Here is a 21,230-nt window from a genome sequence, read left to right on the forward strand (position 1 = left end):
CATGTGACCTCGACGAAATGTGTGCCCAGGTGGCGGAATTGGTAGACGCGCTGGTTTCAGGTATCAGTGACCGCAAGGTCGTGGAAGTTCGAGTCTTCTCCTGGGCACCAAGTATTATCAAGTAATAGATGACCAAGGATCTATTACTACTGTGTGAAAGCGAACGATAGTCGCCTTCATCAGACGATGTAAAGCTTTGCCCAGGTGGCGGAATTGGTAGACGCGCTGGTTTCAGGTATCAGTGACCGCAAGGTCGTGGAAGTTCGAGTCTTCTCCTGGGCACCATACAAAAACCCACTAGCTTGCTAGTGGGTTTTTTCTTGCCTGCATTTTCTGTTTCCCCTCCCCTTTGCGCACGACACCCTCGCGCACTCCGCCACTCGACGATCGTCTCGCGATGAATTTCTCGTCACCCGGCCACCTGAGAAACGATTTCGTTTACCATTGTTTCCAAATATGTAGCCGTAAGCGAGGAAGTACCCGCATGACGATCCGTCCGCAACCGCTGATGCGCACCCTGGCCGCCGCTGTACTGAGCCTGGTGATCGGCGCGCCGGCCGCCATGGCAGACGCACCGGTAACACTGACCCTGTACAACGGGCAGCACAAGGAAATCGGCGACGCCATCGCCAAGGCCTACGAGGCCAAGACCGGCATTCACATCAATATCCGCAAGGGCAGCAGCAACCAGCTGGCCAGCCAGATCATCGAAGAAGGCGAGCGCTCACCGGCCGATGTCATCTACACCGAAGAGTCGCCGCCGCTGAACAACCTGGGCGAACTGGGCCTGCTGGCGAAGATCGACGACGCCACCTTGAACATGCTGCCCAAGGAATACGTGGCCGCCAACGGCACCTGGATGGGCGTTACCGCGCGTACCCGCGTCGTGGTGTTCAACCCCAAGCAAATCGATGAGAAAGACCTGCCGCAATCGGTAATGGACTTCGCCAACCCTGAGTGGGACGGCCGCGTCGGCTTCGTACCGACCAGCGGTGCCTTCCAGGAGCAGGCCGTGGCCATTCTGAAGATGCACGGGCGTGACGCTGCCGAAGAGTGGCTGACCGGCCTGAAAGCCTTCGGCAAGACCTACACCAACAACATGGTGGCGCTCAAGGCCGTGGAAAAAGGCGAAGTCGCCGCCGTGCTGGTGAACAACTACTACTGGTATGCCCTTGAGCGTGAGCGCGGCAAGCTGGACTCCAAGCTGTACTACCTGGCCGACGGCGATGCCGGTGGCCTGGTGACCATCTCTGGCGCCGCCGCAGTCAAGGCCAGCAAGCACCCCAAGGAAGCCCAGGCCCTGCTCAACTGGATGGCCAGCGAAGAAGGCCAGCGCGTGATCACCCAGACCACCGCCGAATACCCACTGCACAAGGGCATGGTGTCCGACCGTGGCTTGAAGCCGTTCGAAGAGCTGCGCCCGCCGAAGATCTCGCCGGCCGACCTTGGCAACGCCGAGGAAGCGCTGGAGCTTGAACGTGAGGTCGGTCTGCTCTGATGACCGCCGCCCTGTCCGAGCCGGTGCCGGTACGCTTCGTACCGCGCCGCAAGCGCCCCTCGATCTGGGTGGTGCTGCCTGTGCTGTTTCTGGTGGCGATGAGCCTGCTGCCGCTGGCGTATGTCGCCCTCAAGGCCTGGGAAGCAGGCTGGCGAGAGGCCCTGCATCTGCTCTGGCGCCCGTTCGTCTGGGGCCTGATGCGCAACACCCTGATGCTCATGTTCGGGGTGACGCTGGTGTGCATGGTGGTCGGGCTGGCCCTGGCCTGGCTGCTCGAACGCAGCAACCTGGCGGGCCGTCGGCTGTGGGGCGTAGTGCTGTGCTTGCCGTTCGCAGTGCCCTCGTTCGTCAGCAGCTTTACCTGGGTATCGCTGAGCTCGGACTTCGAAGGCCTCGGCGGGGCCATCCTGGTCATGGCCCTGTCCAAGTATCCCCTGGTGTTCCTGCCGGTGGCCGCCACCCTGCGCAACGTCGACACCTCGCTTGAAGAGTCGGCACGCACGCTGGGCTGCAGCCGCTGGGGGGTGTTCGTCAAGGTGACCCTGCCGCTGCTGTGGCCATCGATGCTGGGCGGCGCCCTGCTGATTGCCCTGCACATGCTGGTGGAATTTGGCGCCTTGTCGATTCTTGGTCTACAGACCTTCACCACGGCTATCTACCAGCAGTTCGAGCTGGAGTTCAGCAACGCCAACGCTGCCATGCTCTCGGCCGTGCTGCTGGCGCTGTGCCTGATCATGCTGTGGCTGGAGCTGCGGGTGCGCGGCAAGGCCCGCCATGTGCGCATCGGCCAAGGCGTGGCGCGCCGCGCGCAACCGGTGCGCCTGCGCGGCTGGGCGCCGTTGGCGCAGCTGTTCTGCGTGGCCCTGGCGGTACTGGGTAGCGGCATCCCACTGGCGATGCTCGGGTACTGGCTGAGTGTCGGCTCGTCGGCGGCGTTCCCGGTGGCGGAAATCTCCAAAGCGCTGCTCACGTCGCTGTCGGTGTCGCTTGGCGGCGCGGGCTTGTGCGTGTTGCTGGCACTGCCGATCAGCTTCCTGGTGGTGCGCTACAAAGGCCGCCTGGCGATCTGGGCCGAACGCCTGCCCTACCTGCTGCATGCCCTGCCGGGCCTGGTGATCGCGCTGACCCTGGTGTTCTTCGCCTTGCACTATGTGCCGGCGCTGTACCAGACCACTGCCCTGTTGTTGCTGGCCTACGGGTTGCTGTTTCTGCCGCTGGCCCAGGCCCCGGTACGCACCGCCTTGAACAAGGCCTCGCCTACCCTCGAAGAGGCCGCGCGCACCCTGGGCGCCAGCAGCTTCACGGCGTTTTGCCGGGTGACGCTGCCGATCATCTTCCCAGCCTTGGCGGCGGCGTTCGCGCTGGTGTTCCTCGATGCCATGAAGGAGCTGACCGCTACCCTGCTGCTCAGCCCGACCGGCATGACCACCCTGGCCACCGAGGTCTGGGCACATACCGCCAACGTCGAGTTTGCAGCGGCGGCGCCTTATGCAGCGCTGCTGATCGTGGTGTCGGGGTTGCCGGTGTATTTGCTGACGACGCGGATGTATTTGAACAAGGCGTGATGTGTAGGCCTTGAGTCATTGATCGCAGCATAAATCGAGCGCCGCCCGCGCGGCGCTCGATCTGATAGGCGCAGAAAGACGCCCGGCGAACACAACCCCCCCCACTCATCTCAAGCCCTGAACTGCCCCAGGCTAGCCCGTAACTGCGCCGCCAGGTCATCCAGCACCTTGCTGCTGGCCGTAGTCTGCATCACCACCTCAGCCGAACGTTCAGCCTGGGCATGGATGGTCTCCACCCGCCCGCGCACCGCCTGCGCCCCATGCGCCTGCTGCTCTGCCGCGCGGGTCGCCAGCCCGATCGCCGCATGCACCTGCTCCACCGCCACCTGCACCGACTGCTGGCGGCGCTCGTTCTCGCGCAGCACCAACAACCCTTCACTGGCCTTGAGCCCCGCCTGGCCGATGGTTGCCACCGCCTCCTTGGCGCCTTTTTGCAGCGCGGCAATATGCGCCTGGATATCCCCCGTCGAGCTTTGCGTCTTGCTGGCCAGCGCACGCACCTCATCGGCCACCACGGCAAACCCACGCCCGGTCTCCCCGGCCCGCGCTGCTTCAATGGCCGCGTTCAGCGCCAGCAGATTGGTCTGTTCGGCAATGCCGTGGATCACCGTCAGTACCACCTCGATCTGCTCACTCTGCTTGGCCAGCCGTTCGATCACATGGGAGCCGGTCTCCACCTGCCCTGCCAAGCTCTCGATCAAACCGGCGAGCTGGGTCGAGGTGCGGCTGTTCTCATCCGTCGCCTGGCGGATGTCCACTACTTGCTGCAAGGCCGACTGCATGGCGTGGCTCTCGGCCTGCGCCTCATCGGCCATGCTCGACAGATCACGCAGGCTGGCAGCCACTTCATCCCGTTGCAGCGCAGCAGCGGCATCGGCGCCGGCATTGCGCTGAGCCATGGCACCAATCTCGACGCCGGTACGCTGCGCCACCTCGCCGGCTTCACGCACAATGGGCTGCAGCTTGTCGACGAAGCGGTTGACCGCCGAAGCCATGTCGCCGATCTCGTCGCGGCTATCGAGGCTGACGCGCTTGGTCAGGTCGCCTTCGCCAGCGGCCAGATCGTTCAGGGCATCGATCAACAGGCGCAGCTTGCTGAGCACGCGGCGACCCAGCACCACCGCCACCACCAGCAACACACCAAGGCCCACCAGTACCAAGCCCAGGCCAATGCGCCAACGCAGTTCGGCAGCGGCTTCGCGCACGGTCTGCGCGGTATTGGCCTGCATGGCGGTGGCACTGCCCTGCGCCGTTTCCAGGCGTTCACGCAGGGCCTTGCCACTGTCGGCGGCGGCGCCATTGAGGCTATCACCCACCAGTTGCTCACCACTGGCGATCAAGGCAGCAAAACGCTGGTCAAGGGCCGCCAGTTCCTGATCGACGCCGGCAGTGGAAACACCCATCAGCACCTTGCCAATTTCCGCGCCATTCGGGTTGATCGACGCCTCGACGAAATACACCGCCGGGTCGCGGCGCGCCGCCTCGATGACCTTGTCCAGCGCCCGCTCGCCCTGCCCCTTCTCCATCAACGCCTGGTTGATCGGGTTTTGCCGGTTGAGGTAGCGGGTCAGGTGCTGGCCCTGGGCGTCGTCGTAGACCACGAACAGCACATTGGGGTTGCGCTGGGCACGCCGGGCGAAATCGGAGAGCACCGGCACGTCGTTGTCCCAGATCGCCCGCGGCGCCACCGAGGCCAGCAGCTCGGCCATGTCGTTGGCGGAATCCTTGAGGTTCTTTTCCAGGGTCGTGCGCAGTTGCTGCTGTTCGTTCTGCAGGCGCGTGGACAACCCCGCGCTCAGGCGCTGACGCGTGCTGCTGGAGAGGCTGTCGAGGCCCGAGCGCACCTCCTGCCCGGCCTGCTCCAGCTCGCTGGCAAGCTTGCGGCTGTCGGTGCCCAGGCGCTCGCCAAGGTCAGCCTCCAGGGCGGTGACGGTGCTTCGGGTCAGCGCAACGGCCACCAGTACCTGCACCAAAAGGGCGATACCAAGGGCAACAAACACAGGCCGCAAAAGGCGGCTTCGTAACAGTGAGAGGATGGCAGACACGGTGTAACCCTCGTGTTTACTGGCGCCACTATTTTGATGGCATCTACAGAAACTTCTTACAGCAAGGGTTATGCCGGGAACAGCAGGGATATGCGCCAAGGTCTAGCAGCCCAGGCCTACAAACAAAAACGCCGCGATCCCTTGCGGGGTCGCGGCGTCAGATCAGCCTGGAAAGCGGATCAGGCGAACGGATGACGCAGCACGATGGTCTCGTTGCGGTCCGGGCCGGTGGAGATGATGTCGATCGGCGCGCCGGTCAGCTCCTCGATACGCTTGATGTAAGCGCGAGCAGCTTCTGGCAACTCTTCCAGGGTCTTGGCACCCAGGGTCGACTCGCTCCAGCCTGGCATCTCTTCGTACACCGGCTCCAGGCCGATGTAGCTGTCGGCATCGGAAGGCGCGTCGATGACAGCACCGTTCTCGTTCTTGTAGCCAACGCAGATGTTGATGGTTTCCAGGCCGTCCAGTACGTCCAGCTTGGTCAGGCAGATGCCCGAGATGCTGTTGACGTCGATGGCGCGACGCAGGATGACGGCATCGAACCAGCCGCAGCGACGGGCACGGCCGGTGGTCGAACCGAACTCATGACCACGCTTGGCCAGGGTAGCGCCAGTCTCGTCGAACAATTCAGTCGGGAACGGGCCGGAACCGACACGGGTGGTGTAGGCCTTGGTGATACCGAGGATGTAGTCCAGGTACATCGGGCCAACGCCGGAGCCGGTCGAGATACCGCCAGCGGTGGTGTTGGAGCTGGTGACGTACGGGTAGGTACCGTGGTCGATGTCCAGCAGCGAGCCCTGGGCGCCTTCGAACATGATGTCCTTGCCGGCGCGGCGCAGGTTGTGCAGTTCGGCGGTGACGTCGAGCATCATCGGCTTGAGCTGCTCGGCGTAGGCCATGCACTCGTCCAGGGTCTGCTGGAAGTCGATGGCCGGCTCTTTGTAATAGTTCACAAGCTGGAAGTTGTGGTAATCCAGCAGCTCACCGAGCTTGGCGGCGAAACGCTCACGGTGGAACAGGTCACCGACGCGCAGGCCACGGCGTGCGACCTTGTCTTCGTACGCTGGGCCGATACCACGGCCGGTGGTGCCGATCTTGGCTTCGCCACGGGCTTTCTCGCGGGCCTGGTCCAGGGCCACGTGGTACGACAGGATCAGCGGCGCAGCCGGGCTGATGCGCAGGCGCTCACGCACCGGTACGCCCTTCTCTTCCAGCTTGGTGATTTCACGCATCAGGGCATCTGGAGCAACGACCACGCCGTTGCCGATCAGGCACTGAACGCCTTCACGCAGGATGCCGGACGGAATCAGGTGCAAAACGGTTTTTTCACCGTTGATCACCAGGGTGTGGCCCGCGTTGTGGCCACCCTGGTAGCGCACTACGGCGGCAGCATGTTCGGTCAGCAGATCGACGATCTTGCCTTTGCCCTCATCACCCCACTGGGTGCCCAGGACGACGACATTCTTACCCATTACATTGGTCCTCATTCACGCAAACTTGGTTGCCGGCCTACTGCCGACGCAGAAACTCACTGGGTCAGCGGCAGAACCTGCCAGCGCCCGTCTTGCTGAATCAATTGCCGATCACAATCCGCCTCGAGAGCAGCACTCAACGGCTGGCCAGGCAAAGCCTGGACCACACGCTGGCCCTCGTTGCGCAACTGGCAGACCTGCTGCCAGAGGGCCGCGTCGCCACTGTCAGGCATCCAGATGCCGCCAGTTGGCAATACGACCTCCGCTCGCCCCAGTGTGACCAGGGTCTTCAAATCCGTGGAGAATCCGGTGGCCGGGCGTGCCCGGCCAAAATCGGCGCCGATGTCGTCATAGCGACCGCCCTGAGCGATCGATTGACCTTCGCCCGGCACGAACACAGCGAACACCACGCCGGTGTGGTAGTTGTAGCCACGCAGCTCGCCCAAGTCGAAGTACAACGGCAGGTCCGGGTAGCGCGACGCCAGGCGATCGGCGATCGCCAGCAGGTCGTCCAGCGCCGCCAGCACGCTGGCCGGGGCACGGCCCAGGCGCACGCGGGCTTCGGCCAGCACTTCACGGCCACCGCACAGCTCGACCAGGGCACGCAGCATGTTGCCCAGGTCTTTGGGCAGGTCGGCAGTCAGTGCCTGCACTTCATCGACCGACTTGCGCTGCAGCGCATCGAACAGCTGCTGCTCGACCGCACCCGACAGCCCGGCGGCACGCGCCAGGCCGCGGTAGATGCCGACATGGCCAAGGTCCATGTGCACATCCGCGACGTCAGTCAGTTGCAGCGTGGCGAGCATCAGGCTGATGACTTCGACATCGCTGGTGGGGCTGGCATCGCCGTACAGCTCGGCACCCAGCTGGATCGGGCTGCGCGAGGTCGACAGTGCACGCGGCTGGGCGTGCAGCACGCTGCCGGCATAGCACAGGCGGCTCGGGCCTTCACGGCGCAGGGTGTGGGCGTCGATACGCGCCACCTGCGGGGTGAAGTCGGCACGGAAGCCCATCAGGCGTCCGGACTGCGGGTCGACCACCTTGAAGGTGCGCTGATCCAGGTCCTGGCCGGCGCCGGTAAGCAGCGACTCCAGGTACTCGATATGCGGGGTGACAACCAGTTCGTAGCCCCAACTCTGGAACAGGTCCAACACCTGGCGACGCGCGATCTCGATGCGCGCAGCCTCAGGTGGCAGTACTTCCTCGATGCCATCTGGCAGCAGCCAGCGGTCTACCGTTGCCATTACGCCATTTCCCCTCTGGTCCGGGCGGCCTGCCTGTGGCGAGCCGTCAGTAAAGCAGGTATCGGCGCACAGCAGCGGGCAGCACTGATCCCAGCGCAGCCACCGTACCCAATACCCTCGAATTGCCTTGCGACCTGACCAAACCGTCAACTGGCCGTGTGCCAATCAACCTTGCAGACGCAAAAAAGCCGGGAAATTTCCCGGCTGCCTCATCATACACCCCTTTTCATTCAGGATGCACCCCGCCTGGTGTTTTAGCTGCCAGGCGGGGCGTTACCCCAATGAAAACGGGCTCAGAGCATCAAGGCTTGCTCTTGTCCAGGTAGCGGAAGAACTCGTTCTTCGGGTCCAGGACCAGCACGTCGCTCTTGCTGGAGAAGCTTTCGCGGTACGCCTGCAGGCTACGGTGGAACGCATAGAAATCAGCGTCCTGGCTGTAGGCCTTGGCGTAGATGGCGGCCGCCTGAGCGTCACCGTCACCGCGGGTTTCTTCAGCTTCACGGTAGGCTTCGGCCAGCAGTACACGGCGCTGACGGTCGGCATCCGCACGGATACCCTCGGCCAGCTCGTTACCTTTGGCGCGATGCTCGCGAGCCTCACGTTCACGCTCGGTGCTCATACGGTCGAACACGCTGCGGTTGACTTCCTTCGGCAGGTCGATGGCCTTGACGCGAACGTCGACCACCTCGATACCCAGCTCCTTGTTGGCCATGCGGTTCAGCGAAGCGGTGATGTCAGCCATCAACGCGTCACGCTCACCGGAGACCACTTCGTGCAGGGTACGTTTACCGAACTGGTCACGCAGGCCGCTTTCCAGACGACGCGACAGACGCTCGTCGGCGATCTGCTTGAGGCCGGACGTGGCGGTGTAGAAGCGCTCGGCATCCTTGACGCGCCACTTGGCGTAGGCGTCGACCATGACCGCTTTCTTCTCCAGGGTCAGGAACCGCTGGGTCGGAGCATCAAGGGTCATCAGACGGGCGTCGAACTTGCGCACCTGGTTCACATAAGGAATCTTCACATGCAGGCCTGGCTGGACATCCGCCTGGACCACACGGCCGAATTGCAGCAGCACGGCGCGTTCGGTCTGCGACACGATGTAGAAGCAGTTCCAGGCCACGACGGCCAGCACCACAGCGGCGATCAGGGCGATCAGCGATCTATTGCTCATCAGCGGCTCTCCCTAGTGCGCAGCGGCTGTTGTTGCTGTTGCAGGTCCTGCGCCGCACGCGCGGCCGCATCGTTGACCGACGCAGGCACGCTGCTGGTCGGTGCGGACGTGTTGCGGCTGCCTTCGACCATCTTGTCCAGCGGCAGGTAGAGCAGGTTGTTCTGCCCGTCCTTGGTTGCCACCATGACCTTGCTCGAATTGCTGTAGACCTCTTGCATGGTTTCGAGGTACAGACGCTGACGGGTCACGTCAGGTGCCTTGTGGTACTCGGTAACCAGCTTGGTGAAGCGGTCGGCCTCACCCTTGGCGCGGGCAATCACTTCGTCGCGGTAACCGTTGGCATCCTCGATGATGCGCTGGGCCTGACCACGGGCTTCCGGCACCACGCCATTGGCGTAGGACTCGGCCTGGTTGCGGGCACGCTGCTCATCTTCGCGGGCGCGGATCACGTCGTCGAAGGCTTCCTGCACTTCGCGCGGGGCTGCCGCGCTCTGTACGTTGACCTGGGTGACGGTGATACCGGTGCGGTAGTTGTCGAGGAAGCGCTGCAGGCGCTCGCGGATGTCCACGGCCATCTGCTCACGGCCTTCGGTCAGCACCTGGTCCATCGAGGTGGAACCCACCACGTGGCGCAGGGCACTGTCGGTCGCATGCTGCAGGCTCACCTCTGGCTGGTCGACGTTGAGCACGAAGTCCTGCAGGTTGGTGATCTTGTACTGGACGGTCAGCGGCACCTCGACGATGTTCTCGTCTTCGGTCAGCATTTGCCCCTGCTTGGTGTAGGCACGCTCACGCGTGACGTTTTCCAGGTACTTGCGATCGATCGGCGGGAAGTAGATGTTCAGGCCGGGACCTACCGTCTCGTAGTACTTGCCGAAGCGCAGCACAACGGCCTGCTCCTGCTCGTCCACCACGTACACGGCACTGTACAGCCAGATAGCCGCCAGCACCGCCAGGCCAATGCCCAGCAGGCCGTAGCCGCCACCCTTGCCGACATTGCGGTCACCGCCGCCACGTTTCTTGCCGCTGCCGAACATGCCGTTCAGGCTGTCCTGCAGTTTGCGGAAGGCCTCGTCCAGATCCGGCGGACCTTTCTTGTCACCACCGCCGCCACCGCCACCACGGCGGCCGCCCCAGGGATCCTGATTGTTCGAGTTGCCACCCGGCTCGTTCCAAGCCATAGCGCTCTCCATCTGATAAAGCAAAGACGCGCCCACGGCGCGCCGTCCAATGCTACAGAATGCCTGTCACTGCTGCCCGGCGACCTCGACGAGCATTTATTGCAAAGTGTGTTGCTCGACAAACACTTGCGGCTCCATGCCTTCGCGGCTGACCAGGCGATTCAACTCGACCCTGGGCAGTCGCACGCTCAGCAGGCTGCGCCCTTCTTCATCATGCTCTTCACTCTGCACCGCCCCCAAGGCAAAGAATTGCGCGCGCAAGCGGGCAAAACGCTGCTCCAGGCACAAGGTGCCGACAAACAGATCATCCCCCAGCAACTCGGCAATCGCCTGGCCAACCAGCTCCAGGCCACGCCCGTCTCGTGCCGACACCCAGACCCGCTCCGGCTTGCCATCGGCATCGCGCTGGATCTGCGGCTCGACATCTTCAAGCAGGTCGAGTTTGTTATACACCTCGAGGATCGGCAAGCCTTCGGCGCCGATCTCGCCCAATACCGCCAGAACCTGTTCGATCTGCTCCATGCGGTCGGGCTCATGCGCATCGATCACATGCAGCAGCAGGTCGGAGTTGCTCGACTCTTCGAGCGTAGCCCGAAAAGCCTCGACCAGCTTGTGCGGCAGGTGGCGAATGAAGCCGACAGTGTCGGCCAGCACGATTGGCCCAAGGTCATCCAGCTCGAGCCGGCGCAAGGTCGGGTCGAGGGTGGCGAAGAGCTGGTCGGCGGCGTAGACGTCGGATTGAGTCAGGGCGTTGAACAGGGTGGACTTGCCGGCGTTGGTATAACCCACCAGGGAGACCGACGGCAGCTCGGCGCGGCGTCGGCCGCGACGGGCCTGTTCGCGCTGGCTACGCACTTTTTCAAGGCGTGCCTTGATCTGTCGCAGACGCACCCGCAGCAGGCGGCGGTCGGTTTCCAGCTGGGTTTCACCCGGACCGCGCAGGCCGATACCGCCTTTTTGCCGCTCAAGGTGCGTCCAGCCGCGTACCAGCCGCGTGCTCATGTGCTCGAGCTGGGCCAGTTCGACCTGCAGCTTGCCTTCATGGGTACGCGCCCGCTGGGCGAAGATATCGAGAATCAGCCCGGTGCGATCAAGCACGCGACACTCGAAGACACGTTCGAGGTTGCGCTCCTGGCTGGGCGTAAGGGTGTGATTGAAAATCACCAGGTCGACCTCATCGGCTTTGACCCGGTCGCGTAATTCTTCGACCTTGCCGCTGCCAATCAGGTATTTGGCCGTAGGCTGATGCCGTGACACGGTCACCAGCGAGACGATGTCCGCCCCGGCCGACAAAGCCAACTCCTGAAACTCCTGCGGGTCTTCGCGCGCCTCAGGGTTCTGTCCTTCCAAGTGAACGAGCAGCGCCCGCTCACCACCACCGTGGCGCTCAAAGAACAATGCAGGCTCCTATCAGGCGTTGCCTGGCTCGCTGTCACCGTGTTCGGAATCGGACGGGCTTGGCAGGCGAACCGGACGCGCAGGCACCACAGTCGAAATGGCGTGCTTGTACACCATCTGGCTGACGGTGTTCTTCAGCAGCACAACGAACTGGTCAAACGATTCGATCGAGCCCTGCAGCTTGATCCCGTTGACCAGGTAGATGGAAACCGGAACCTTTTCTTTTCTCAAAGTGTTCAAGTAAGGGTCTTGTAGCGAATGCCCTTTTGACATATGCCGCACTCCTGTAAGGATAAATAATAGAAAATCAAGAAAATCGATAAATTAGGCCGCCCCTTCGCAAGAATAGACGGCAATTAGCAGGGACTCAGCTCAATATGGAGACGCTTCCCAGGTATTTCAAGGTGCGGGACAGATTGTCGCAGGCCAGGCTGTCGAGCCAGTGGACGTCGGACCAACCGCGCAACCAGGTGAACTGTCGCTTGGCCAGCTGGCGAGTGGCAATGATACCGCGCTCTCGCATCTCATTCTCACTTAGCCTGCCATCCAGGTAGTCCCAGGCCTGCCTGTACCCCACTGCCCGTATAGACGGCAACCCGGCGTGCAAGTCACTTCTGGCTCGCAGCGATCGGACCTCGTCGATGAAGCCCTGTTCCAGCATCTGCGAAAATCGTAACGCAATTCGCTGATGCAAAATGTGACGATCTGTAGGAGCAATCGCCAAACTCGCGACAGTATAGGGCAAATGTCCGTCAGCGCCTGCGTCTGCGCCGCGACTTTCCGCGTATTGACGCTGGCGATGAGCTGTCATGCTCTCGCCACTCACCCGGTAAACCTCAAGCGCACGTATCAGCCGCTGCGGGTCATTCGGATGGATGCGCGCCGCCGATTCCGGGTCCACTTCGGCCAGCTGACGGTGCAATTCGGCCAGGCCCAGTTCAAGCGCCTGGGCTTCCAGCTCGGCACGCACGCTGGCGTCGGCCGGCGGCATGTCCGCCAGGCCATCGATCAAGGCTTTGTAATACAGCATGGTACCGCCGACCAGCAGCGGGATCTTGCCGCGCGCAGTGATTTCGGCCATGGCCTGCAAGGCATCGGTGCAAAAATGTGCGGCGGAGTAGCTTTCGGCCGGGTCGAGAATGTCGATCAAACGGTGTGGGTGAGCCGCCAGCAGCTCTTTGGAAGGCTTGGCGGTACCGATGTCCATCCCGCGGTAGACCAGCGCCGAATCGACACTGATCAGCTCGCAGGGCAGGGCCTTGGTCAGCTCGATGGCCAGGTCGGTCTTGCCGGCCGCCGTCGGGCCCATGAGGAATATTGCTGGGGGCTTGCCGCTCATGTCATCGACCGCGCAGGAAAAGTTTGTCCAGATCGTCCAGGCCCATTTGGGTCCAGGTCGGGCGGCCATGATTGCACTGGCCGCTGCGCTCGGTGCTTTCCATGTCGCGCAGCAGTGCGTTCATCTCGGGGATGGCCAGGCGCCGGTTGGCGCGCACGGCGCCGTGGCAGGCCATGGTGCCGAGCAATTCGTTGAGGTGCGCCTGAATGCGGTCACTGGTGCCGTATTCCATCAGGTCGGCGAGCACATCCTGTACCAGGCGGTTGGCCTCGGCCTGCTTGAGCAACGCCGGGATCTGCCGGATCGCCAACGTCTCGGGGCCCAGGCGCTGCAGCTCGAAGCCCAGACGCTGGAACCACTGGGCATGTTCCTCGGCGCAGTCAGCTTCGCGCTGGCTCATCGCCAGCGATTCGGGCACCAGCAGTGGCTGACCGCTCAAGCCTTCGCTGGCCATGGCCACCTTGAGCCGCTCGTACATGATCCGCTCATGCGCAGCGTGCATGTCCACCAGCACCAGGCCCACGGCGTTCTCGGCCAGAATATAGATGCCCTTGAGCTGGGCCAGGGCGTAGCCCAGCGGTGGAATATCACCCTGGCTTTCGGGCAGCGACGACGGCGTCTCGGCGCCGTCGGCCAGCGGCTTGTAGAACTCGCGATAGACGGCTTGCGACTCGGCTGCCGGCAACGGCTGGGACGGACGCGGGCTGTACTGGGACTGATAGCCCGCGCCACTGCCACCATTGGAAATCGAAAACTGAGGTGCCCGAGGCTGTTCGAGCACCGGCGAGGCCAGGCGCATCTCACCCTGAGGCCCGAATTCACCGGCCTGTTGGCCACTGGGGCGAACGATTTCGGCAACGGCGGCGGGCGCGGCCAACTGGTCTTCCGGCCGCACGTCGGCCAGGGCACGGTGCAAGGTACCGTAAAGGAAGTCGTGCACCGAACGCCCTTCGCGAAAGCGCACTTCGTGCTTGGTCGGGTGCACGTTGACGTCGACGCCGTTTGGCTCAAGCTCCAGGAACAGCACGAAGGTCGGGTGCCGACCGTTGAACAGCACGTCCCGGTACGCCTGGCGTACAGCGTGGGCCACCAGCTTGTCGCGCACCGCCCGGCCGTTGACGAAGAAGTACTGCAGGTCGGCCTGGCTACGCGAGAAGGTCGGCAGCCCTACCCAGCCCCACAGGCGTAGGCCGTTGCGCTCGACATCGATGGGCAGCGCCTGCTCCATGAAGCCAGGCCCGCAAATGGCGCCGACCCGCCGCGCACGCGCGGTTTCATCATGGGCCTCGTGCAGGCTGAGGATGCTCTTGCCGTTGTGGCGCAGGTGGAAGCCGACATCGAAGCGGGCCAGGGCCAGGCGACGGATGACTTCCTGCAGGTGGTCGAATTCGGTCTTCTCGGCCTTGAGGAACTTGCGCCGCGCCGGGGTGTTGAAGAACAGGTCGCGCACCTCGACCGATGTACCGACCGGGTGCGCGGCAGGCTGCACGCGCGGGGTCATGTCGCGGCCTTCGGTCTCGACCTGCCAGGCCTCGCCGGCACTGGCCGTGCGTGACGTCAGGGTCAAGCGCGCCACCGAGCTGATCGAGGCCAGGGCCTCCCCCCTGAAACCGAGGCTCAGCACGCCTTCGAGGTCTTCCAGCTCACGGATCTTGCTGGTGGCGTGACGGGCCAGGGCCAACGGCAGGTCGTCGGCGGAGATTCCGCCGCCATCGTCGCGCACGCGCAGCAACTTGACCCCACCCTGCTCGACTTCGACATCGATGCGCCGGGCACCGGAGTCGAGGCTGTTCTCCAGCAGCTCCTTGGCCACCGAAGCCGGGCGCTCGACCACCTCACCGGCGGCAATCTGGTTAGCCAGCCGCGGGCTTAGCAGCTGGATGCGCGAACCACCATTCATTGCTGCGAAGCCAGGGTGGTGGCTGGCACATCGAGACGCTGGCCGACCTTCAGCTCATCGGTCTTGAGGCTGTTGGTGCTGCGCAAGCTGGCCACACTGACCTGATAGCGAACCGCAAGCATGGCCAGGGTTTCGCCAGGGCGCACGGTGTGCTCACGTGGGCCGGCAGCGATCTTGCCGGTGTCACGCAGCCAGGCAATGTAGGTGCCGGGCGGCGGGTTCTGCTGGAAGAACTGCCGCACGCCGGTGTGGATCGAGCGCGCCAGGGCCTGCTGGTGGCTGCGGGTCGCCAGTTTGGCCGCCTCGTTAGCGTTGGAGATAAACCCTGTTTCAACGAGGATCGACGGAATATCTGGCGACTTCAACACCATGAAGCCCGCCTGTTCCACCCGCTGCTTGTGCAGGGAAGTGACGCGGCCCATGTTGCCCAGCACCTTCTGCCCGACATTGAGGCTGGAGCTGAGGGTGGCGGTCATCGACAGGTCGAGCAACACGCCAGCCAGCATGCGGTCCTTGTCGTCGAGGCTGACGTTGCCAGCACCGCCGATCAGGTCGGAGCGGTTTTCCGTGTCGGCCAGCCAGCGCGCGGTCTCGGACGTGGCGCCACGGTCGGACAAGGCAAATACCGACGCACCGAAAGCGGCCCTGGATGGCGCGGCGTCGGCGTGGATCGAGACGAACAGGTCGGCGCCCTTCTTGCGGGCGATTTCGGTGCGTTTGCGCAACGGGATGAAATAGTCACCAGTACGGGTCAGCTCGGCGCGGAAGCCCTTCTCGCTGTTGATCTGGCGCTGCAGTTCCTTGGCGATCTGCAGCACGATGTCTTTTTCGTGCTGCCCGCGCGAGCCAGAGGCGCCCGGGTCTTCACCGCCGTGACCGGCATCGATGGCGACCACGATGTCACGCTTGCCACTAGGCACCGGTGGCAGCTTGATGGCCGGTTGGGCCGGGCTCACCGGCACGGCCGGCGTGGTCGCAGGCGTTTGTACTGGCACAGGCGGTGGGGTCGGCGTGCTGGCGGCGACGGCATCGGCCTCCTGGTCGTACAGGTCGACCACCAGGCGGTTACCGTACTGGGCATTGGGCGCGAGGGTGAAGCTCTTGGGTGTGACCGACTTTTTCAGGTCGACCACCACGCGCAGGTCGGTAGGCGTGCGCTGGGCCGAACGCACGCTGCTGATCGGTGTATTGGACGTGGCCACGTTCAACGGCGCGGCCAGGGTCGCGCCATTGATGTCGATGACCAGGCGATCAGGTGCGCTGAGGGTGAAGACGCTGTGCTGCACGGGGCCAGACAGGTCGAAGACCAGCCGCGTGTTGTCCGGCGCGCGCCACAGGCGCACGCTCTTGACTTGTGTGACGGCCAGAGCCTCAACGGTCACCGTTGTCAGCAGCAGACCAACGATGGCGACCAGTGCGCGTATGCGCATACCTACCCCACTTTCTGTTTTTAGTGTTTGCCCAGTGCCACGCACCAGGCCTCGCCGCGAGCCCCCTGCGGCGAAAGGTTCAGCGAGCGTCCGCGCGCTTGGGGGCTTATGGTAATGGTCAGGTCAGGCTTTGGCAAAACGCCCGCACCCTTTTCCGGCCACTCGAACAGGCACAACGCATCGCCATCGAAGTAGTCACGAATGCCCATGTACTCCAACTCCTCCGGATCGACCAGGCGATACAGGTCGAAATGGAAAGCGCGCACGTCTCCGATCTCGTAAGGCTCGACCACGGTGAAGGTCGGGCTCTTGACTGCACCAGTATGGCCCAGGCCGCGGATCAGGCCACGCGAGAGCGTGGTCTTGCCAGCCCCCAGGTCACCTTCGAGAAAAATCACGCCGTGACCGCCGGTCACTTCGGCAAGCCGCGCACCAAACGCGACCATGGCCGCTTCATCGGCCAAAAACAAGGTTAAGCCAGACACGCAGAATGCTCCTCCAACAACTCACGAATGACCGGCGCCAGATCGCTGGCTGCCAAGCCTCTACCCTTGACGCCCAGGCGCTCGCCCGCACAGGCATGCAGCCAGACACCCAGGCAGGCCGCCGGCCAGGCCGCCATGCCCTGAGCCAGCAACGCCGCCAGCACGCCGGTGAGGACGTCGCCCAGACCAGCACCGGCCATGGCCGGGTGGCCACGGTCACAGCGCGCCAGTTGCCCATCAGGGTCGGCCACCAGGGTGCCGGCGCCCTTGAGCACGCAGACGCTGGCATAGCGGCGGGCGAGCTTGCGAGCAGCGCCCGGTCGGTCGGCCTGAACGGCCTCGGTGGAAATCCCCAGCAACCGCGCCGCCTCCCCAGGGTGCGGGGTCAGGATGCTGCCACTGGGCAGGGCCAGCGGCGTGCGCGCCAGCAAGTTCAACGCATCGGCATCCCACACCTGCGGGCGCGCGGCATTGGCCACTGCCGACAGCAGGCTGCGGCCCCATGCGCCCTGCCCCAGCCCCGGGCCGACCACCAGCACCGAGGCGCGCTCCAGCACGCCCATCAACTGATTGGCCGAACTCACGCCCAGGCACATGGTTTCTGGCAGGCGGGCCAGGCTCGCACCGACATGTTCCGGCCGCGTTGCCACGCTGACCAGGCCCGCGCCACAGCGCAGCGCCGCCTCGGCACTGAGCAGCACCGCGCCGCCGGTACCGAGGTCGCCACCGACCACCAGCACATGGCCGAAGTCACCTTTATGGGCATGCGCCTGCCTTGCCGGCAGGTGCGCGACGGTCACGCTGCTGAGCAGTTGCGGGGCACTACCTGGGTGTTTGGTCTGGGGCATGGGGTCAAAGGCTCCAATGTCTGGCAGAATTATACGCACCTGAGCCCGTATTGCCTTGCCCATCCATGTCCGCTTGCACACTTGACCTCGCCGCACTGGCCCAATCGATCAAGAATTGGGGCCGAGAACTCGGTTTTGCCCACGTCGGCATCGCCGGTGTGGACCTTGGCGAGCACGAACAGCACCTGCAACGCTGGCTCGATGCTGGCTACCAGGGCGAAATGGAGTACCTGGCCGCTCACGACGGCAAGCGTGCCCACCCTGACCAGTTGATCCCCGGCACGGTACGGGTGGTGTCGCTGCGCATGGACTACTTGCCAGGCGACACGCAGATGGCGCAACGCCTGGCCCAGCCAGAAAAGGCCTACGTATCGCGCTACGCCCTTGGCCGCGATTACCACAAACTGGTGCGCAAACGCGTGCAGCACCTGGCCGATCGCATCCAGGAAGACATTGGCCCGTTCGGTTACCGGGCGTTCGTCGACAGCGCCCCGGTGCTGGAAAAGGCGATTGCCGAGCAAGCTGGGCTGGGTTGGATCGGCAAGAACACCCTGCTGCTCAATCGCAAGGCCGGTAGCTACTTCTTCCTTGCCGAGCTGTTCGTCGACCTGCCGCTGCCGGTGGACGAAGCACATACCAGCGAGCACTGCGGGCGGTGCCAGGCGTGCCTGGACATCTGCCCGACCCAAGCCTTTGTCGGCCCCTATGTACTGGATGCCAGGCGCTGCATCTCGTACCTGACCATCGAGCTGAAGGGTGCGATTCCCGTCGAGTTGCGTTCGATGATGGGCAACCGAGTGTTCGGCTGCGATGACTGCCAGATCGTCTGCCCGTGGAACCGCTTTGCCCGGCCCACCCAGGAGAGTGACTTCCAACCCCGGCATGGGCTGGAGAATGCCGAGTTGGCCGAGATGTTCCTGTGGGATGAAAAGACTTTTTTGCGCAAGACCGAAGGCGGGCCATTGCGGCGGGCGGGGTATGAACGCTGGCTGCGAAACCTGGCGGTTGGGTTGGGCAATGCCCCTTCGACGATTCCGGTGCTGGAGGCCTTGAAGGCCCGACGGGATGACCCGTCGGCACTGGTGCGTGAGCATGTCGAGTGGGCGCTGGAGCGTCACGGACAGGTGTAGGTGGGGTCAGGCGGGCGAAGCCCCTCACTGCTGGTCGTTGTAATGAAACTTGGGCATTTCCCAATGAAACCTGATCGCCAGCAAACGCAGCAGAAACCCGCCAAACAAGGTCAGCAACGTCGCCTGCTCCGCCGGCAGCTGAAAGTGCACGCAGCCCAGATAGAACCATGCCGCCGCAAACGACACGCTGGCATACAGCTCCCGGCGGAACACCAGCGGGATGTCGTTACAGAAGATATCGCGCAAGATCCCACCAAATACCCCGGTGATTACCCCGCTGATCGACGCCACCAGCATGCCCTGCCCCATCTCCAGCGCCGTCATGCAACCGATCAAGGTAAACGCCACCAACCCCAGGGCATCGAGCACCAGGAACAATGAACGCAGGCGGCGCATCATCGGTGCGATGAAAATCGTCAGCAGTGCCGCACAGCTGGTCAGTACCAGGTACTCCGGGTGCTTGACCCAGGTCAGCGGGTAGTGCCCAAGCAGCACGTCACGCACCGAGCCACCGCCCAGGGCGGTGACGCAGGCAATCAGCACCACGCCAAACCAGTCCATGCCGCGGCGGCCGGCAGACAAGGCACCGGTCATGGCTTCAGCGGTGATGGCAATGAGGTAGAGCATCAACAACATGGTGCGAGTCCGTGCGAGAAAGGCGCGCAGTCTAACCAGTTGCCCGAGGCACCAAAAGAGGGCGCAGACACAATATCTGCGCCCTTTCAGCTCACACCTTGATGAAGTGCTCGCGGTAGTGGCGCAACTCGGCGATCGACTCGCGGATATCGTCCAGCGCCAGGTGGGTGCCGCCCTTCTTGAAGCTGTCGCGAACATTCGGCGCCCAGCGTGCGGCCAGCTCCTTGAGGGTCGAGACGTCGAGGTTGCGGTAATGGAAGTAGTTTTCCAGGTTGCGCATATGGCGATAAAGGAAACGGCGGTCCTGGCAGATGCTGTTGCCGCAAATGGGCGACTTGCCTTTGGGCACCCACTGCTCGAGGAAGGCGATAGTCTGCGCCTCGGCCTCGGCCATGCTGACGCGGCTTTCGCGCACACGCTGGGTCAGGCCCGAGCCGCCGTGGGTACGGGTGTTCCACTCGTCCATGCGCGCCAGCACTTCGTCACTGTGGTGAATGGCGATCACCGGGCCTTCGGCCAGGGTGTTCAGATCGCTGTCGGTGACAATCGTGGCCATCTCGATGATGACGTCGCTGTCCGGATCCAGGCCGGTCATTTCCAGGTCGATCCAGATCAGGTTCTGTGGGTTGTGCATGCAGGGGCTCCTCGTATAGGCCGTCATAGTAGCCTAGCGGGGGCGGCCGGCGCATGCGCGGCGCAAAGGTAAGCCCAATGGTCGAGCGCCCGGCGTGCTAAACTGCCTGCCGTTTTCAATCTGTCCCAGCACGGAACCTTCATGGCCAAACGCCAGCTCAATCGTCGCCAAAACTGGCGTATCGAAAAAATCCAGAACGAGCGCGCCGCTCGCGCCGCCAAACGCGAGCAGCACACGCTGCAGGAACTGGAGGGCGGCGACCTGGGGCCAGAACAACTGGGCCTGGTGATTGCCCACTTTGGTGTGCAGGTCGAGGTCGAGGCCCAGGACGGCGATACGGCCGGCCAGGTGTTCCGTTGCCACCTGCGGGCCAACCTGCCCGCACTGGTCACAGGCGACCGTGTGGTCTGGCGTGCAGGTAACCAAGGCATCGGCGTGATCGTCGCGCAGATGCCGCGCAGCACCGAGCTGTGCCGGCCGAACAACCACGGCCAGCTCAAGCCGGTGGCGGCCAACGTCGACCTGATCGTGATCGTCTTCGCGCCAGCGCCCGAGCCACACCCGAACCTAATCGACCGCTACCTGGTAGCCGCCGAGCATGCCGGCATCCGTCCGCTGCTGCTGCTGAACAAGGCCGACCTGATCAACGACGAGAACGGCCCGGCCCTGCATGCGCTGCTCGAAGTCTATCGCGACCTCGGCTACCCCTTGCTGGAGGTTTCTGCCCACCAGGGTGATGGCATGCAACGCCTGCAGCAGATGCTGGACGGGCACATCAGCGTATTCGTCGGCCAGTCGGGCGTGGGCAAGTCGTCCCTGGTCAACAGCCTGCTGCCTGCCGCCGACACCCGCGTCGGTGACCTGTCCGAGTGGTCGGGCCAGGGCACGCACACCACCACTACCGCGCGCCTGTACCACTTCCCCAACGGCGGCGACCTGATCGACTCGCCGGGCATTCGCGAATTTGGCCTGGGCCATGTCAGCCGCGATGACGTGGAAGACGGTTTCATCGAGTTTCGCGACCTGTTCGGCACCTGTCGCTTCCGCGATTGCAAACATGACCGCGAGCCAGGCTGCGCACTGCTTCAGGCACTGGACGATGGCCGTATCAAGCAGCAGCGCATGAACAGCTACCGCTCGATCATCGCCAGCCTGCCGGAAGACAGCTACTGATCAGCCTGTTTTGTAGGAAGTATTACCGGAGCATGTAGGATCGCTCCGGTTTTACCGTCATCTATTGCCCCTTCTACTGCT

18 protein-coding genes, 2 tRNA genes and 1 pseudogene are annotated in these 21,230 nt (G+C 63.6%); 6 read left to right on the forward strand and 15 right to left on the reverse strand.

Features of this window, described 5'->3' with window-relative positions:
• Positions 1-23 precede the first annotated feature (23 nt).
• The 4 genes from LOY26_RS24160 (at position 24) to LOY26_RS24175 (ending at position 3,063) form a co-directional block, all read left to right on the forward strand.
• Positions 24-110, forward strand: a tRNA-Leu gene (locus LOY26_RS24160).
• Positions 111-198: 88 nt separating this feature from the next.
• Positions 199-285: transfer RNA gene (locus LOY26_RS24165), tRNA-Leu, on the forward strand.
• A 199-nt stretch (positions 286-484) separates the two neighbouring features.
• Entirely contained in the window at positions 485-1,498 is a 1,014-nt protein-coding gene (locus LOY26_RS24170; RefSeq protein ID WP_033701802.1) for an extracellular solute-binding protein, read from the forward strand.
• Positions 1,498-3,063 (forward strand): iron ABC transporter permease, encoded by a 1,566-nt coding sequence (locus LOY26_RS24175; protein ID WP_033701803.1) that lies wholly within the window; start codon positions 1,498-1,500, stop codon positions 3,061-3,063. The genes LOY26_RS24170 and LOY26_RS24175 overlap by 1 nt, the downstream gene beginning before the upstream one ends.
• A gap of 110 nt (positions 3,064-3,173) precedes the next feature.
• On the opposite strand, the gene LOY26_RS27140 is transcribed toward LOY26_RS24175, so the two are convergent.
• The 13 genes and pseudogenes from LOY26_RS27140 to LOY26_RS24235 form a co-directional block, all read right to left on the reverse strand.
• Entirely contained in the window at positions 3,174-4,058 is an 885-nt protein-coding gene (locus LOY26_RS27140) for a methyl-accepting chemotaxis protein (protein ID WP_408980780.1), read from the reverse strand.
• Positions 4,032-4,772: pseudogene (locus LOY26_RS27145) on the reverse strand (HAMP domain-containing protein); the annotation flags it as partial. The pseudogene LOY26_RS27145 and the gene LOY26_RS27140, both read right to left, overlap by 27 nt.
• Positions 4,773-5,287: 515 nt before the next feature.
• Positions 5,288-6,580 carry an adenylosuccinate synthase gene (locus LOY26_RS24185; RefSeq protein WP_008095424.1) on the reverse strand — a complete coding sequence of 431 codons (1,293 nt, stop codon included), beginning with the start codon at positions 6,578-6,580 and terminating at the stop codon, positions 5,288-5,290.
• A gap of 56 nt (positions 6,581-6,636) precedes the next feature.
• The gene (locus LOY26_RS24190; RefSeq protein WP_033701805.1) at positions 6,637-7,824 is read right to left on the reverse strand and encodes an ATP phosphoribosyltransferase regulatory subunit; all 1,188 of its coding nucleotides are present in this window, start codon (positions 7,822-7,824) and stop codon (positions 6,637-6,639) included.
• 301 nt (positions 7,825-8,125) lie between these two features.
• Positions 8,126-8,995 carry a protease modulator HflC gene (hflC, locus tag LOY26_RS24195; protein WP_186652739.1) on the reverse strand — a complete coding sequence of 290 codons (870 nt, stop codon included), beginning with the start codon at positions 8,993-8,995 and terminating at the stop codon, positions 8,126-8,128.
• Entirely contained in the window at positions 8,995-10,176 is a 1,182-nt protein-coding gene (hflK, locus tag LOY26_RS24200) for an FtsH protease activity modulator HflK (protein WP_186652742.1), read from the reverse strand. Before hflK ends, hflC begins: the two co-directional genes overlap by 1 nt.
• Before the next feature lie 96 nt (positions 10,177-10,272).
• Positions 10,273-11,574, reverse strand: a complete 1,302-nt coding sequence (hflX, locus tag LOY26_RS24205) for a ribosome rescue GTPase HflX (RefSeq protein ID WP_033701809.1) — start codon at positions 11,572-11,574, stop codon at positions 10,273-10,275.
• A gap of 12 nt (positions 11,575-11,586) precedes the next feature.
• Positions 11,587-11,847: an RNA chaperone Hfq gene (gene hfq / locus LOY26_RS24210; protein ID WP_003258160.1), complete on the reverse strand. Its 261-nt coding sequence runs from the start codon at positions 11,845-11,847 to the stop codon at positions 11,587-11,589.
• A gap of 94 nt (positions 11,848-11,941) precedes the next feature.
• A complete protein-coding gene (gene miaA / locus LOY26_RS24215; RefSeq protein WP_186652744.1) occupies positions 11,942-12,913 on the reverse strand; it encodes a tRNA (adenosine(37)-N6)-dimethylallyltransferase MiaA in 972 nt (323 codons plus the stop codon).
• A 1-nt stretch (position 12,914) separates the two neighbouring features.
• On the reverse strand, positions 12,915-14,813 hold the full coding sequence (gene mutL, locus LOY26_RS24220; protein ID WP_186652746.1) for a DNA mismatch repair endonuclease MutL: 1,899 nt from the start codon (positions 14,811-14,813) through the stop codon (positions 12,915-12,917).
• Positions 14,810-16,243 (reverse strand): N-acetylmuramoyl-L-alanine amidase, encoded by a 1,434-nt coding sequence (locus tag LOY26_RS24225; RefSeq protein WP_156311294.1) that lies wholly within the window; start codon positions 16,241-16,243, stop codon positions 14,810-14,812. The genes mutL and LOY26_RS24225 overlap by 4 nt, the downstream gene beginning before the upstream one ends.
• A gap of 20 nt (positions 16,244-16,263) precedes the next feature.
• Positions 16,264-16,728: a tRNA (adenosine(37)-N6)-threonylcarbamoyltransferase complex ATPase subunit type 1 TsaE gene (tsaE, locus tag LOY26_RS24230; protein ID WP_033701813.1), complete on the reverse strand. Its 465-nt coding sequence runs from the start codon at positions 16,726-16,728 to the stop codon at positions 16,264-16,266.
• A complete protein-coding gene (locus LOY26_RS24235; RefSeq protein WP_186652748.1) occupies positions 16,716-17,576 on the reverse strand; it encodes an NAD(P)H-hydrate dehydratase in 861 nt (286 codons plus the stop codon). Before LOY26_RS24235 ends, tsaE begins: the two co-directional genes overlap by 13 nt.
• 65 nt (positions 17,577-17,641) lie before the next feature.
• Here LOY26_RS24235 and queG point away from each other — a divergent pair, with 65 nt between their 5' ends.
• The gene (gene queG / locus LOY26_RS24240) at positions 17,642-18,706 is read left to right on the forward strand and encodes a tRNA epoxyqueuosine(34) reductase QueG (RefSeq protein ID WP_186652751.1); all 1,065 of its coding nucleotides are present in this window, start codon (positions 17,642-17,644) and stop codon (positions 18,704-18,706) included.
• A 24-nt stretch (positions 18,707-18,730) separates the two neighbouring features.
• Here the strand turns inward: queG and LOY26_RS24245 are convergent, their stop codons facing one another.
• Both LOY26_RS24245 and orn read right to left on the reverse strand, forming a co-directional pair.
• On the reverse strand, positions 18,731-19,342 hold the full coding sequence (locus LOY26_RS24245; RefSeq protein WP_033701817.1) for a trimeric intracellular cation channel family protein: 612 nt from the start codon (positions 19,340-19,342) through the stop codon (positions 18,731-18,733).
• Between the two features lie 91 nt (positions 19,343-19,433).
• The gene (orn, locus tag LOY26_RS24250) at positions 19,434-19,976 is read right to left on the reverse strand and encodes an oligoribonuclease (protein ID WP_033701818.1); all 543 of its coding nucleotides are present in this window, start codon (positions 19,974-19,976) and stop codon (positions 19,434-19,436) included.
• A 141-nt stretch (positions 19,977-20,117) separates the two neighbouring features.
• Here orn and rsgA point away from each other — a divergent pair, with 141 nt between their 5' ends.
• On the forward strand, positions 20,118-21,149 hold the full coding sequence (gene rsgA / locus LOY26_RS24255) for a small ribosomal subunit biogenesis GTPase RsgA (protein WP_186652753.1): 1,032 nt from the start codon (positions 20,118-20,120) through the stop codon (positions 21,147-21,149).
• The last annotated feature ends 81 nt before the right edge of the window (positions 21,150-21,230 follow it).

This window comes from Pseudomonas sp. B21-047 (genome assembly GCF_024748775.1).
In the GTDB taxonomy this organism is placed as follows: Bacteria; Pseudomonadota; Gammaproteobacteria; order Pseudomonadales; family Pseudomonadaceae; genus Aquipseudomonas; species Aquipseudomonas capeferrum.